The following is a 13381-nucleotide window of genomic DNA, read 5'->3' as shown; positions in this document are numbered from 1 at the left end:
CCGGATTTTCCCGACCAGTTCTTTTTGCAGGCCGACGATTATTCAGTGCGCGCGAGATACTGCCTCTCGCCCGACTCAGCGCATTTCCGGATGATCGTCGCGCGCTGGATTCCAGCCGGATAGCCCCCACCAGGAGAAAACAGGCCCGACTGGCTCATCTGTTTGGACATCAAGGTGGTGAAATCCGACAGGCCGGCCCTGGACAAGGCTTCCGCGGCCCAGCAATCGGCGCTCAATTCCTGGTCGGTGACCGACCGACGTGACGACCATCGACGGCGTAATCCGTCTTCCGACGTATGACCCAAAACGTGATGGGCGCATTCATGCGCAATCAGGAAAGCCTTGTGGAATTCGTTTCCGCGCTTGGTCAGCAACGGATCAATGAGAATGACCTTCGCGCCATCCGCGGCGGTTTCCGCAATCGAGACATGGCGCGTGTACTTCAGGAAGATCTCATAGCCACACCGATCCGCATATCCGGGGAACGGTTCTTCATGCTCTTGTACTTTTGGGTCATAGAAGCGCACGGGAAAAGCAGCATTCTGAACGACCCGGTCCGCCGCGAAGCCCGTAGAGGATGCAACCAAAACCACCGCCATAATTGCCGGTAGAAATCGGGTAACTACTATAATATACCCTTGAAATATAACGAATTGCTGCACCGCAGAATTCCTTATTGTCGCACTGCACAATTATGCACGAACCGACACTTCCGTAAAGGTCGGTACCAAACAAATACACGCCGGTTCTTAAAAACTTATTAGGAAATTGAATTTGACTTGGTGAGCACCCAGGTCGTACGCCTATTGAGCGTTCAGAATGTTTCTAAACTAATTAGAGCAAATGGAGGGAATTATGGCCTGGACTGCTCCGAAGATCGAAGAAGTGACCTGCGGCATGGAAATCAACATGTATTTCCCGGCCGACGATCAGGGCGACCTGTTCTAGTCATTACCCCGAGTGTCTGAGAAAGCGGGGCCGGTATGACTCAGCTCCGCATTCTAGTACTTGGCGCGGCAGCGGGCGGCGGCTTTCCCCAGTGGAATTGCGGTTGCCCGCTTTGCGTTCGCGCGCGCAGTGGCGAGTTGACGCCTCAATCCCAGTCATCCATCGCCGTTTCGGCGAACGGGTCCGATTGGGCGATCCTCAACGCCTCGCCCGATATTCGCACCCAGTTGGCGGCAGCGCCACCGCTACACCCGACCGGCCCGCGAATTTCGCCGATAAAAAGCGTCTTGGTCACGAATGGCGACATCGACCATGTCGCCGGTCTGTTGACCCTGCGCGAGAAGCAACCATTCCAGCTGTTCGCGACCGCAGAGATCCACAGCGTCATTGCCGACAACCCGATCTTCACGGCCGTGGACGCTACCTTGGTCCCGCGGTGCCCGGTCGTCCTGGATACGCCTTTCGAATTGGCCACCGGTCTGACGGCCACGCTGTTCGCTGTGCCCGGCAAGGTGCCCTTGTATCTTGAGGGCGAGACCGTCGTGACGGACCTGGAAGGCGAGCAGACGGTCGGGGTAGAACTATCGGCCGGCGGCAAGACCGCTTTCTACATCCCTGGATGCGCCAAACTGACCGAAAAGATCGCGGACCGCGTCCGCGGGTCGGAACTGCTGCTATTCGACGGCACGGTCTGGGAAAACGAGGAAATGATCCGGACCGGCGTCGGCCAAAAGACCGGGGCCCGCATGGGACATATGTCCATGAACGGCGAAAACGGTTCCATGGCCGCGTTGAAGGATTTGGATATCGCCCGCAAGGTCTTCATTCACATCAACAACACGAACCCGGCGCTCGACCCCGCTTCGGACGAGCGGGCGCAGATCGAAGCCGCCGGTTGGTCCGTCGCCCAAGACGGCATGGAGTATCAGTTATGAGAGAGCCCGCCTCGCGCGCCGATTTTGAAGCACGCCTGCGCCGTATCGGCGACGAACGCTATCACGACAAGCACCCGTTTCACGGATTGCTGCATTCCGGCGGTTGCACGATGGATCAAGTCCAGGCCTGGGTCATCAACAGGTACTACTATCAGTCTCGCATCCCGATGAAGGACGCGGCATTCATGTCGCGCGTCGAAGACCCGGCCCTGCGCCGCGCCTGGCGGTCGCGCATCGAGGATCATGACGGCACCGCCGAGAACGAAGGTGGGATTTCCCGCTGGTTGCGGCTGGCCGAAGCCGTAAACTTGGATCCCGAATATGTCGCCTCAACGCGGGGTGTGCTGGCCGGAACACGGTTTGCGGTCGACGCTTATGTCCGCTTCGTACGGGACAAGACGCTGCTGGAAGCTGTCGCTTCCTCCCTGACGGAATTGTTCGCGCCGAAAATCCATTCCGAACGGATCGCTGGTCTGCTCGCGCATTACGATTTCGCAGACGACAATTCCACTGCCTATTTCCAGAACAGGCTGAAGGAAGCCCCCAAGGATGTCGCCTTCGGGCTGGCTTGGGTTCTGGACCATGCCGACACCGCGGAAAAACAGGATGCTTGCGCGGCGGCACTTACCTTCAAGACGGACGTGTTGTGGTCGCAACTGGATGCCCTGCATTCCGCCTATGTAGCGCCCGCGCGCATCCCCCCGGGGGCCTGGCAGCCGGGCGAGGGCCAGTTGGAGAAAGCGGCGTGACCCTGACCGCGATAACCGAGGCCGATACACCATTCCTCCCCCGTGGGGTGAGGACCAAGTTCGATTCCGTTCGCGACATATGGGTCCTGTTGGCGCCGGAACGCGCGGTGAAGTTAGACCCGATCGGGGCCGCTATATTGGCGGAGGTCGACGGAACCAGAACATTGAATGAAATCGCCGGGGGCCTTGCGGCCAAATACAATGCCCCGGTCGATCAGATAAAGAAGGACGCCGGAGCATTTCTGATGTCGCTCATCGAACGGCGCATGGTTGAACTAAGATGACAATGGTAGCCGAAAACGAAACAACCGCTGCACCCGGGACGATTCCGGCCCCTTCCGTCAAGCCGCCAATGGCGATGCTTGCGGAATTGACCCACCGCTGTCCGCTGGCCTGCCCCTATTGTTCCAACCCGCTGGAAATGACCGCCATCAAATCGGAACTGAAAACGGAAGAATGGGCCGAGGCCTTTAAACAGGCCGCGGCGATCGGTGTGCTGCAGATCCATTTATCGGGCGGGGAACCAGCATCCCGGCGCGATTTGGAAGAACTGATCACCGCCGCGCGGGACGCAGACCTTTACACCAACCTGATCACCTCCGGCATCGGCTTGACGGAAAAGCGCTTGGCTGCACTCGACGAGCGGGGCCTGGACCATGTTCAACTGTCGCTGCAAGGCGTTACCGCGGAATCGGCCGACGAGATCGGCGGCTACAAAGGCGGTTTTGACCGCAAGATGGCCGTGGCCGGCTGGGTCGAGAAACAAGGCATTCCGCTGACCCTGAATGCCGTCGTCCACCGCCGTAACATGGATCGTTTGGAAGAAACCATCGCGCTTGCACAGCAGCTTGGCGCCCGGCGGATCGAAGTCGCCACCGTGCAATTTCACGGCTGGGCCGCCGCCAACCGCGCTGCGTTGATGCCGACACAAGACCAGGCACTGCGCGCGCGGGAAATCGTCAACGAAGCGCGTGAAAGACTGAAAGGCGAGTTGGTCATCGATTATGTGCCGGCGGACCACCATGCAAAATATCCGAAACCCTGCATGGGCGGCTGGGGGTCCACCGGGCTGAATATCACACCCGACGGCACGGTTTTGCCCTGCCATGCGGCGCAGACGATCAAGGGGCTCAATTTCGATCGGTTCCCCGAGAAGTCCCTGCGCGACATCTGGTACGACGGCGACGCGTTCAACGCCTTCCGCGGATTCGATTGGATGCAGGAACCCTGCCGTTCCTGCGACCGGCGCGGCAAGGATTTTGGCGGTTGCCGCTGCCAGGCGATGGCAATTGCCAACGATCCCTACGCTACCGACCCGGTCTGCTCCAAATCACCGTTTCATGCGGAACTCGTCGCCGCCGCCGAGGCGGACTCGCATGCTGACGCCAGTGAATTGACCTATCGGGTTTCGCCGCGTTAACGCTTCACGCCCTGAATTGACGATAAAACGGATTGGAAAAATGAGACGTCGAACCATGTGCTCCCCGTTTTCGGCACTCTTTGCGCCGGCACTCTTGGCGATGGGGCTGGCAACCGCGATGGCAGCAAGCACGGCGCAGGCGGCCGATTTTTCCGACCCGGACTGGCCCTGTATCCAGCGCAAGGTGCCGCATCTGTCGATTGGACAAATGTGGGCCGGGCCGGTCATCGACGACGCCTTGCAGAAGTCTTGGCGGGACAATGATGAAATCCACCGTCTCGCATCCGTTTTGTCGCTGCGACGGACGCCGTTGGAAAAGACCGACGAGATGATCGCTAATTTCGCCGAGCGCGACGACATCGGCAAAGACAAGGCCGACCGTCTGACAACATTGTTCGCCGGGATCTTCACCTTGATCGATAAGGAGCGGACGGAAATCATTGCCGGCATCGCCCGCTATGCCCATAAGCAGGACGAGCTTGCCGACCGGATCGATACGCGCCGCGATACTTTACAGGAACTGAGCGAAGCGACGGAGCCGGACTACGACCGGATAGAGGAATTGCAGGACCAGATCACCTGGGACTCCCGGATTTTCAAGGACCGAGCCCAATCCCTAACCTATGTCTGCGAAACCCCGGTCATATTGGAAAAGCGCGCGTTTACGCTGGCCCGTTCGATACAACAGCGCCTGCCATAGGCGTGATGACATGGGTCATTCCCATTCCAACTCCTGGTAAGCGGCCGTGGCGTTTCGCGGGTTATACTCGTCGAACAGTTCCCACTTGCCCCGCATCGATTCTCCCAAATGCTCGATTGCGGTTCGCATGCTCTCGCCTTCGGCTATGGCCTGCCGTGTCTCTTCGGCGAGGGTGGTAAGGTAGTTCCACGTATCCTCACCGCCATCGGGCCAGGGAAGAAAGTTGGGGCCATGCCCGGGCACGATGCGTTTCGCTTCGAAGTCGGACAGCTCCCGCAACACCGAAAGCCAGCCCAGAATCGACCCGTCCAAGGCCGGGGTATGGACCGAAAAGACCAGATCGCCCGTGAACAAGGTTCCGGTGCTGGTGTCGAATACGGTCAGGTCGTTATCCGTATGCGCGGTCGGGAAGGCCTTGAGCATCAATCGCCGTCGACCCAGGTCGATTTCATCCACCTCATCGCTGTCCGCGCCGGGTCCGACCATCTTTGTACCAAGGAAGGTTCTGTCACCCAATAAGGCAGCGTAGTTTTCCAGATAGACCAGCCGACGATTTGTGAGCGCATCCGACAATTTTGGATGTCCAAGGATTTTCGCGCCGGCCTCCTGGAACACACCGGCCCCCATGACATGATCGGGGTGCATATGGGTCAGGATCAACCATTCGATCGGAAGATCTGTCTGCTGACGCACGGCCGCGTAGAGGCGCTCCCCGACCGCGCGCGACCCGCCAGCGTCGATGACCGCGACCGCGTCCTCCCCGATGATGAAACCGACATTCGCGAGGTCCCCGGCATTGCCGGGTGTGGGCGTTTCATAGCGGCCCTGATGCACGAAGACACCCGCCGCGACTTCCGTGACCTTCAGTGCGTCCGCGACGGCACCGTCACCGCAATGCCAATCCGAGACTATGGCCGAAGGAAAGCCCTTCCGCCAATCGATCAGCCTTGCCGGCGCTTCCGCCTCGCAGATTTCCCGTGTCTCCGCCGCGACCGGAATCAAGCGCTCAGCACACAGATCCGGTTGGTCTTGCAGGCACATGGTCAGGAATATTTCAAACATTGTCGATCCTCGCTGCGTCGTTTTGCTCGGGACGGAGCGTCTTTTCGTGCGCGATGGCCCAACCTTCACAAGCCATCATACACGCGGGAACGTGATGCCAATGTAGTATTTCCGTATAATGGCGTGTACCTTAAGCTGCTTTACTAATGTAAAAAACGGCAACGCGACCTGGGACATTCCCGCCATAACCAGGCAGGGAACCAACTCCCGAGGGATGACCGAGGTTGCATAGGGTGGAGCGACCCATGATCCGAAAACTATATGCCGCGGCATTGGCCTTGGGGCTGGGTTTGGCGGTTGCGGCGGGCCCAATGGTCGGGATCGACCGGGTGAACGCTGCTGAACCAGACATAAAGAACCCACTTAATAACGGCGAAACCTGGGCGGAATTGAAATACGACGTCTTCGGCGACACACCGATCCTGGACGGATCGGCCCTGTTCGACATGGACGCCCCGTACCGGGCACATGACGCCGCCGTTGTACCGGTGAGGTTGATCCAGTCCGGCGCCTCGACCGCGCGGATTGCAAAACTCACCTTGATCGTCGACGAGAACCCCGCTCCCGTTGTCGCGGAATTTGAATTCGGCCCCTCCATGGGCACCATCGACCTGGAAACCCGTGTCCGGGTGAACCAGTATTCGAATATCCGCGCCATCGCAGAAACGGCGGACGGAAAGCTTTGGATGGTCGGCCGTTACGTGAAAGGGGCCGGTGGTTGTTCCGCGCCCGCGCTGAAGGACATGGCATCCGCCTTGGACTCCGCCGGCAAGATGCGGATGAAGGTTTTCGACGTCGTCGCAGAAACCGCTTCCGCTACTACGGTCGCACCGAAGATCGACGGCCGCCGCCAGGCGCAAATCATGATCCGCCACCCGAACTATTCAGGCCTGCAGCGCAATCAGGTCACGCAGCTTTTCATTCCGGCATTCTTCGTGAACGAGATGTCGGTCTTCCTGGGTGATGAACAGCTCATCCATATGAGCGGCGGGATCTCGATCAGCGAGGACCCGACATTCCGCTTCTCCTACGACGACAACGGCGCGACCTCCTTCGCCGTCGAGGCAACCGACACCGATGGCGGTGAGTTCGGGAAAACCTTCCCGATCAAACCCGGCTCAGCCAGCTAGGGGCAGTCCTTCCGCTCAGTCGGTAGGCATTTCGATCGTGAATTTGATGCTGCTGTACCAAGCGGCAAGATCGGCGATATCCGCGTCGCTAAGGTCCTTGGCGATCACCGACATAATCTCGTGCTTGCGCTTGCCGGTCCGAAACGCCTTCAGTTGAACCTGAAGGTAGACCTCGCTCTCTCCCGCGATATGCGGCGCGATGGGTATCTTCGCCACCCCATCGATCCCATGGCAATTCCGGCATTTTTTGGCTTTCACTTTGCCGGCGGCCGCGTCAGCTGCCAGTACATTCGACGGCGTGGCCGAAACGGCCACGAGAATCGCCAGGATCGGCACCATAAAACCCGTTTTGGAAATAAAACGTCCCATCATCAGCGTCATCCATGAAAAAACGGGCGGTGGAGAGACCCCACCGCCCCAATTGGCACCAGGAGTTTACTGCGCCGAATAACTGATGCGGTAGATCGCACCCGCAAGATCGTCGGAGACGAGAATGGAGCCGTCCCGAAGTTGGGTGACATCAACCGGCCGACCGAGATACTCGCCGTTCTCATCGATCCATCCGTCGGCGAAGGGTTCCATCGTCGCGTTCCCTTCTGCGTCAATAAACGTCACCATCACCCGCGCACCGATCGGATCCGTCCGGTTCCATGAACCATGTTGGGCGGAGAAGATCGCGTTCTTGTACTTCGCGGGAAACATCTTGCCCGTATAGAAGTGCATGCCCAAATCGGCCGCATGCGCCTCGGTCGCGACGGCGGGCATCACCACCTCCACCGGCACGTCCTCACCGGCATATTCGTTCGTACGGGTATCCCCGCCGCCGAACCAGGGATGGCCGAAATGCTGCCCCATCGCGGTCTGATGGTTCAATTCGCCGGGGGGAATATCGTCGCCCATGCCGTCGACCTGGTTGTCCGTAAACCACAGATCGCCGGTCTCCGGATCGAAGTCATGACCGACGGAATTCCGCACACCATAGGTATAGACCTCACGGTCGGACCCGTCCGTGTTCACACGGATAATCCCGCCGATGCCCCATTTCTTATACTTGTCGAGCTTTTCAGCCGGCGCGACATTGAAGGGCTGCCCCAACGAGATATAGAGCTTGCCGTCCGGACCGAGCTTACAGACGCGGGCGGTGTGGTTGTAGCTTTCCTCTTCCGGCGGAACCAATTCTCCCTGCGGGATCACGTTGAAGGCCGCCACGTCCGGACTTTCATAGAAAAACTCCGCCGCCGGGAAGACCAGAACGCGGTTCTGTTCGGCGATGTAGAGGAACCCGTCCTTCGAGAAGCAGGGCCCGTTCGGAATGGCCTTGGCAAGCGATGGGGCAAAGTTCTTCACTTCATCGGCAGCGCGGTCCTTGTCGCGATCCGTCACCGACCAAACCTCGGTCTTGCGCGTCCCAACGAAGGTTACGATCCCTTGCGGACCGACCGCCATGTGCCGCGCATCCGGCACGATGGCGTAGAGATCGATCGAGAAGCCGTCGGGCAGGTTGATCCCCGCCAGCGTCTTACGGATCGCTTCCGCCTTGGCGCCGCCTTGTTCCACGTAGGTGAACTCGGTGACGCCGGTTGTTTGAAACGAACTGAGCTTGTCCAGATTGCCCTGGGCAAGGGCGGTACCGGACGACAAAACGACCGCGAGCGTACCCGCGGCGATCCATTTGCAGATTGACATTGTTTCCTCCCATCCGCGCCCCGTTTTCTTTGAGTGACGGTATTCGGGCACGTAACCGATGATCGCCAGCGCGGCGAAAATTGGCAACTATACTAACGTACAGTTTAGGGGTAATTGCACCATTGAGTGGTGGTCAACAATCGTCAGTCTTCCGCGATGTCCTCAGCCCACAATTCGGGCTTTTCTTGGATGAAACGGGCCATCAGCGCCTTGCAATCGTCGTCATCGGCAATAATTACTTCGACGCCCCTTTCCCGCAGGAAATCAGGATTGCCGGGGAAGGTCTCCGCCTCCCCGATCACGACGCGCGGAATGCCGAACTGTATGATCGTACCGGTGCACATCATGCAGGGGCTGAGCGAGGTATAGAGCGTCATCTTGCGGTAGGACTTTTGCCGCCCCGCCTTGCGCAGGCAATCCATCTCCCCATGCGCGATCGGATCACCCTGTTGCACACGCTGGTTCCGGCCTTGCGCGATCAGGCGGTCGCCTTCGGCAAGCGACGATCCAATGGGGCAGCCGCCTTCATTGAAACCGGCCAGGGCCTCTTCATAGGCGATCCGCAGGAATTTCGCGTCAGTTTCGGATAGCGTGGTCATGTCTTTATCCTCCCTTACTCACCTAGCAAATGGGCGCTCGCCGCGGACCATCCCAGATGGAAGCGGCCCGTTGCCTTCAAATCGATATTCGCCAAGACCCGTTCCTGGGTCTGCACCTTGAATTCAGTCCCATCCTTGCTCTCCAGAAACAGCGTCATGACCGACCCGACAAATTCTTCCGAGATCAAACTGCATTCGACACTGTTTTCCTCAGCCATAGGATCCGGTGAAAAATGGACGAGATCGGCGGCAATCACGAAGGATGCCGTCGCGCCGACCGCCGGCAAGGCAGCGCCCTCCGCGCTGACGGTAAAAGTCCCGGCGGGGGTTGCAATCGCCACGGTCGATCCGGCCAGCTCCGTCACCGTCCCGGTCAGGATATTGTTGCGCCCGACGAATTCAGCAACGAAACGATTGGCTGGCGCCCGGTAGATGTCCCGCGGCTTGCCCACCTGCGCAATCTTGCCGTCGCCCATGATCACCACCCGGTCCGCCATTGCGAAGGCTTCCGATTGGGAATGCGTGACATAGACGAAGGTGATGCCCAGATCCCGCTGCAATTTGGTCAGAACCTGCTGCATGCGGATCACCAGATGCGCGTCGAGCGCTGACAAGGGCTCATCCAGCAGCAGCACTTTCGGTTCCGTCACCAGGGCGCGGGCCAGCGCCACGCGCTGCCGCTGCCCGCCGGACAATTGGTCCACACTGCGTTCCGCGAATTGCTCGATTTCCATCCGCTCCAGCCAGCGCATGGCGCGATCCTTTCGCTCATCCGGACCGACACCGCGCATCTTGAGGCCGAATTCGACATTCTCCCTCACGTTCAAGAAGGGAAAAAGGGCGAGCGATTGCCAGACCATCGGCGTATCCCGGTCATGCGGCTTCACGTCGTTCATCACCTGCCCGTCCAGGCGGATTTCTCCTTCGGTCGGGGCTTCCAGGCCGGCCAGCATACGCAGGGTCGTGGTCTTGCCGCAGCCGGACGATCCCATGATCGCGATGAACTCACCCGGCATGATTTCAAGGTCGATGCCCTTGACGGCTTCGAAGTCGCCGAACCGTTTTACCACATCCACGAATTCCACGATGGGTTGGCTCGCAGGGGAATTGGTCATGGCGTTACGGTCCTCCGTTTGCCCTTTGTCATGAACAGTATTTGAGCCAGGACAACCAGGGTCATGGAAACCAGGAAGACAAAGCTGCCGATGGCGTTCACTTGCGGATCGATATTACCGGTCACGATTTCAAGGATGACGACCGGGATCGTCTTGTTCAGTCCTGAGACGAACCAAGCCACCGCGAATTCGTCGAAGGACACGGCAGCGGTCAGGCACATGGATGAAATGATCGCCGGCTTTGCAAAGGGTATGATGACTTCCTTGACCGCGCGCCATTCGCTGGCGCCCAAGTTCCACGCCGCCGCTTCGAGGCTTTCGTCCATTTCGTTCAGACGCAGCCGGATGATCGCCATCGCAAAGGGGATGGTCAGCACCGTATGAGCCGCAATGATCGACCAGACTTGCCCCGATATCCCAATCTTCGCGAACCAAGCCAGCATCGCCAGCGCCATGATGATCAACGGTATCGTCGGCGGCAGAAGGGCAAGCGCCAGGAAGCCGTATTTGTACCGGAACTTGAACCGGTAATCGGTGTATGCGGTGCAGAACCCTATGAAGGTCGCCAGAACCGAGGTGCTGAGCGAGACCAGAATGCTGGTCCGCGCAGCTTCCCAGATATCCGGATCATTCAGGATCGCCGTGTACCATTCGGTCGTGAACGATCCCAACGGCACGGTCGGAAAACGCTGCGAGTTGAAAGAGAATATGACGCTGGCCACGATCGGCATGAAAATAAAGCCGAAAACCAGCACCACGTAAAAACGCAGGACCCAAGTCGTCAGGGCGTCGCGACCACTCATCGGCTACCCCTCTTCCGATACGCATACCAGATCGACGAGAACGCGACGGTGAACAGCGTCAGCATCATCATCACCGCGACCACCGCCGCACGCGGCCATTGCTGTCCGGATTTGGTGGTGTCGATGATCAAGATCGCCAGTGTCGGCGGTTTAGACCCACCCAAATAATACGGGCTGACGAAATCCCCGAAGCTGAGGATGAAACAGAACAAAGCCGCGATGACCAAACCCGTCTTCGCCATCGGCACGATCACGGCATGGATCGTCCGGAAAGCGCCGCAACCCAGGTTGTGAGCTGCCTCAATAAACCGGTTGTCGATATTGGCGAGCGACACCGTCTGCAGAATCACGACCAAGGGCAGGGTCAAGGTCGCATACCCGACCATCGTGCCGAACATGGTGTTCAACATGGTGAAGGGGCCAAGTCCGAAGAATCCCAGAACCGAATTCACCGGCCCCGATTCGGCGAGCACCACATACCAGGAAAAGATTCGCACCAGGTAACTGGTGAAGAACGGCACGACTAGCAGGAAGATCGCCCAACGCCGGACCGTAGCCGATGTCTTGAAGGCCAACGCATAGGCGGCGGGAAAAGCGATAAGGCTGACGATGACGGTCGAACACACCGCCAGAAGCAATGTATAGCCATAGGCGTCCCAGAACGTGTGCCGACCCAGCATCTTGGCCCAGCTCACGAATTCGAACGCTTCGCGCATGCGATAGTTCTTCACCACGAAGAACGACATCGCGACCATGAAAAGAAGCGGCCCCAGGAAGAAGACCGTCTGCCAGGCGATCAGCGGCACGCGCCAAACGACGGCGAAGGTTTCGAACCCGCGCTTCTTTTTTTCGGTTTCCTTTGTACCCAAGGAACTCCCCCACAAGTTGGCGGCGGACGGCCGGGACCGGGCCCATCAAGAACCCGCAACCCGGCCGACCATTGCCAATGCCTATCCGGTCAAACGCCGTGTGGCTTAGGCGTTCTTGTACTCGGACCAGAAATCGTTCCAGTCCTCCAGGCTCTGCTGGACCGGAATATCCCGATAGTGGATACGCCCTTCCTTGATCAAGGTGATCGGGTCGTTCGCCATACCGTCGACCTGACCGGTGCGCTTGGCTTCCTTGGGATCGACCTCGTTCAACAGCGCACGGCCACCCTTGGTGATGCAGAAGCCGGGATAAGCCGCCATCTGCGCGGACTTAACCTGGCCTTCCGGCGACAGCATGTACTGGATGAACTTCTTAACGATATCGGCCTTCTCGGTGCCCTTGCCGATGCAATAGGATTCCGTCCACTGAATGCCGCCTTCCTTGGGCACGACGGAAGCCACAGGCGCGCCGTCTTTCTCCAGAACGCCGGTGATCCAATCGCCGATACCGACCATGGCTTGCATTTCCCCATTCTTCAGGGAGTTGAAGGTGCCGCCGTAATCGAAGAATCCGCCGACCTGCGGGCGCAGGCTGAGTGTGGTTTCCTGAACTTTTTCCCATTTAGCGTCGTCCAGGTCCCAAAGGCCCGCACCGTTGCCGTTGTAAAGGCTCATCATGCCGAGCGACGGCAGGTGCCAATCGAAATGACCGACCTTGCCTTTGATTTCCGGCTTCCAGAAGCAGGAATAGCTCATCGCTTCTTCTTCGGAGATGGCGTTCTTGTTGTAGGAAACGCCCAGATGCCCGAAACGGAGCATCATGGAATACAGCGTGTCGCCATCCCAGTGGCCCGGGAACTTCGTAAAGTCCTCGTACAGCATGTCATCGAAGGGATAATCGCCGGCATCCAAGGGCTCGATATAACCCGCCGCATTCAGCTGCTGGACGAACTCGCCGTCCGACAGAATGATGTCATAGGTACCGGGAGGCGACTGCGCGATCAGACCCAGCATGTTGTCGCCGCCGGCATAGTATTTCGGCTTGAATTTGACGTTATTGGCTTCTTCGAAGGCGCCGACCATGTCGGGCTCGCCATGGCCGTACCAGGCCAGCATGTTGATTTCGACCGTATTGGCCCAGGCGCGGCTGATGAATGGGGTCGCCAGCGCCGCGGCGGCGGAATATTTCAGGACCTGACGCCGTGAAGGCTGCTGCGACCTACCCCTGTTTTCTTTCTTGGACATGTACCGACTCTCTCCTCGTTCGAGACTTTTTCATTGTTGAGCGCCCACCCGTGAGCCTGCGAACAGCAGGCTTATTTGCCCAGCGCTTTTTTGCCGGTACTTATTGCCCGACAGTGTAGG

Annotated in this window: 16 protein-coding genes; 7 read left to right on the top strand and 9 right to left on the bottom strand. The window is 58.8% G+C overall.

The features are described from left to right. Window positions 1–38: 38 nt before the first annotated feature. Window positions 39–587 carry an ImmA/IrrE family metallo-endopeptidase gene (locus tag EOI86_RS02585; protein WP_127763574.1) on the bottom strand — a complete coding sequence of 183 codons (549 nt, stop codon included), beginning with the start codon at window positions 585–587 and terminating at the stop codon, window positions 39–41. A gap of 268 nt (window positions 588–855) precedes the next feature. Between EOI86_RS02585 and pqqA the strand changes: the two genes are divergently transcribed. Genes pqqA through EOI86_RS02555 form a run of 6 tightly spaced genes read left to right on the top strand, consistent with a single transcriptional unit; the run spans window position 856 to window position 4752 of the window. After that, window positions 856–948, top strand: a complete 93-nt coding sequence (gene pqqA / locus EOI86_RS02580) for a pyrroloquinoline quinone precursor peptide PqqA (RefSeq protein WP_127763573.1) — start codon at window positions 856–858, stop codon at window positions 946–948. A 35-nt stretch (window positions 949–983) separates the two neighbouring features. Then, complete coding sequence (gene pqqB / locus EOI86_RS02575; protein ID WP_127763572.1) at window positions 984–1883, top strand: pyrroloquinoline quinone biosynthesis protein PqqB; 900 nt, start codon at window positions 984–986, stop codon at window positions 1881–1883. Further along, window positions 1880–2632 (top strand): pyrroloquinoline-quinone synthase PqqC, encoded by a 753-nt coding sequence (gene pqqC / locus EOI86_RS02570; RefSeq protein WP_127763571.1) that lies wholly within the window; start codon window positions 1880–1882, stop codon window positions 2630–2632. Before pqqB ends, pqqC begins: the two co-directional genes overlap by 4 nt. Further along, window positions 2629–2916, top strand: coding sequence for a pyrroloquinoline quinone biosynthesis peptide chaperone PqqD (gene pqqD, locus EOI86_RS02565; protein WP_240035555.1), 288 nt, complete (start codon window positions 2629–2631; stop codon window positions 2914–2916). The genes pqqC and pqqD overlap by 4 nt, the downstream gene beginning before the upstream one ends. Continuing rightward, window positions 2913–4052 carry a pyrroloquinoline quinone biosynthesis protein PqqE gene (gene pqqE, locus EOI86_RS02560; RefSeq protein WP_127763570.1) on the top strand — a complete coding sequence of 380 codons (1140 nt, stop codon included), beginning with the start codon at window positions 2913–2915 and terminating at the stop codon, window positions 4050–4052. Before pqqD ends, pqqE begins: the two co-directional genes overlap by 4 nt. A gap of 40 nt (window positions 4053–4092) precedes the next feature. Continuing rightward, the gene (locus EOI86_RS02555; RefSeq protein ID WP_205032029.1) at window positions 4093–4752 is read left to right on the top strand and encodes a hypothetical protein; all 660 of its coding nucleotides are present in this window, start codon (window positions 4093–4095) and stop codon (window positions 4750–4752) included. 15 nt (window positions 4753–4767) lie between these two features. On the opposite strand, the gene EOI86_RS02550 is transcribed toward EOI86_RS02555, so the two are convergent. Further along, window positions 4768–5814 carry a quinoprotein relay system zinc metallohydrolase 2 gene (locus EOI86_RS02550; RefSeq protein WP_127763569.1) on the bottom strand — a complete coding sequence of 349 codons (1047 nt, stop codon included), beginning with the start codon at window positions 5812–5814 and terminating at the stop codon, window positions 4768–4770. A gap of 245 nt (window positions 5815–6059) precedes the next feature. On the opposite strand from EOI86_RS02550, the gene EOI86_RS02545 reads away from it, so the two are divergent. Next, window positions 6060–6944: a quinoprotein dehydrogenase-associated SoxYZ-like carrier gene (locus EOI86_RS02545; protein WP_127763568.1), complete on the top strand. Its 885-nt coding sequence runs from the start codon at window positions 6060–6062 to the stop codon at window positions 6942–6944. 15 nt (window positions 6945–6959) lie between these two features. Here the strand turns inward: EOI86_RS02545 and EOI86_RS02540 are convergent, their stop codons facing one another. From EOI86_RS02540 to EOI86_RS02510, 7 genes are all read right to left on the bottom strand, one after another. Continuing rightward, window positions 6960–7316 (bottom strand): c-type cytochrome, encoded by a 357-nt coding sequence (locus EOI86_RS02540; protein ID WP_205032028.1) that lies wholly within the window; start codon window positions 7314–7316, stop codon window positions 6960–6962. Between the two features lie 63 nt (window positions 7317–7379). Continuing rightward, window positions 7380–8630, bottom strand: a complete 1251-nt coding sequence (locus tag EOI86_RS02535; protein WP_127763567.1) for a PQQ-dependent sugar dehydrogenase — start codon at window positions 8628–8630, stop codon at window positions 7380–7382. A 143-nt stretch (window positions 8631–8773) separates the two neighbouring features. Next, on the bottom strand, window positions 8774–9229 hold the full coding sequence (locus EOI86_RS02530; RefSeq protein WP_127763566.1) for a nucleoside deaminase: 456 nt from the start codon (window positions 9227–9229) through the stop codon (window positions 8774–8776). A 14-nt stretch (window positions 9230–9243) separates the two neighbouring features. Beyond that, entirely contained in the window at window positions 9244–10344 is a 1101-nt protein-coding gene (locus EOI86_RS02525) for an ABC transporter ATP-binding protein (RefSeq protein WP_127763565.1), read from the bottom strand. Beyond that, complete coding sequence (locus tag EOI86_RS02520) at window positions 10341–11147, bottom strand: ABC transporter permease (protein WP_127763564.1); 807 nt, start codon at window positions 11145–11147, stop codon at window positions 10341–10343. The genes EOI86_RS02525 and EOI86_RS02520 overlap by 4 nt, the downstream gene beginning before the upstream one ends. Beyond that, a complete protein-coding gene (locus EOI86_RS02515) occupies window positions 11144–12016 on the bottom strand; it encodes an ABC transporter permease (protein ID WP_205032027.1) in 873 nt (290 codons plus the stop codon). Before EOI86_RS02515 ends, EOI86_RS02520 begins: the two co-directional genes overlap by 4 nt. 105 nt (window positions 12017–12121) lie before the next feature. Then, on the bottom strand, window positions 12122–13261 hold the full coding sequence (locus EOI86_RS02510; RefSeq protein WP_127763563.1) for a polyamine ABC transporter substrate-binding protein: 1140 nt from the start codon (window positions 13259–13261) through the stop codon (window positions 12122–12124). Window positions 13262–13381: the final 120 nt, after the last annotated feature.

Source organism: Hwanghaeella grinnelliae (genome assembly GCF_004005845.1).
In the GTDB taxonomy this organism is placed as follows: Bacteria; Pseudomonadota; Alphaproteobacteria; order UBA8366; family Aestuariispiraceae; genus Hwanghaeella; species Hwanghaeella grinnelliae.
This window is presented reverse-complemented; position numbering and strand designations above follow the sequence as displayed.

Excerpts from the sequence above, each read along its gene's own strand:
- EOI86_RS02510 (WP_127763563.1), bottom strand. The coding sequence starts at position 13,261 with ATGTCCAAGAAAGAAAACAGGGGTAGGTCGCAGCAGCCTTCACGGCGT.
- EOI86_RS02555 (WP_205032029.1), top strand. The coding sequence starts at position 4,093 with ATGAGACGTCGAACCATGTGCTCCCCGTTTTCGGCACTCTTTGCGCCG.
- EOI86_RS02540 (WP_205032028.1), bottom strand. The coding sequence starts at position 7,316 with ATGATGGGACGTTTTATTTCCAAAACGGGTTTTATGGTGCCGATCCTG.
- pqqB (WP_127763572.1), top strand. The coding sequence starts at position 984 with ATGACTCAGCTCCGCATTCTAGTACTTGGCGCGGCAGCGGGCGGCGGC.
- pqqC (WP_127763571.1), top strand. The coding sequence starts at position 1,880 with ATGAGAGAGCCCGCCTCGCGCGCCGATTTTGAAGCACGCCTGCGCCGT.
- pqqA (WP_127763573.1), top strand. The coding sequence starts at position 856 with ATGGCCTGGACTGCTCCGAAGATCGAAGAAGTGACCTGCGGCATGGAA.
- EOI86_RS02550 (WP_127763569.1), bottom strand. The coding sequence starts at position 5,814 with ATGTTTGAAATATTCCTGACCATGTGCCTGCAAGACCAACCGGATCTG.
- EOI86_RS02530 (WP_127763566.1), bottom strand. The coding sequence starts at position 9,229 with ATGACCACGCTATCCGAAACTGACGCGAAATTCCTGCGGATCGCCTAT.
- EOI86_RS02535 (WP_127763567.1), bottom strand. The coding sequence starts at position 8,630 with ATGTCAATCTGCAAATGGATCGCCGCGGGTACGCTCGCGGTCGTTTTG.
- EOI86_RS02520 (WP_127763564.1), bottom strand. The coding sequence starts at position 11,147 with ATGAGTGGTCGCGACGCCCTGACGACTTGGGTCCTGCGTTTTTACGTG.
- EOI86_RS02525 (WP_127763565.1), bottom strand. The coding sequence starts at position 10,344 with ATGACCAATTCCCCTGCGAGCCAACCCATCGTGGAATTCGTGGATGTG.
- pqqE (WP_127763570.1), top strand. The coding sequence starts at position 2,913 with ATGACAATGGTAGCCGAAAACGAAACAACCGCTGCACCCGGGACGATT.
- EOI86_RS02545 (WP_127763568.1), top strand. The coding sequence starts at position 6,060 with ATGATCCGAAAACTATATGCCGCGGCATTGGCCTTGGGGCTGGGTTTG.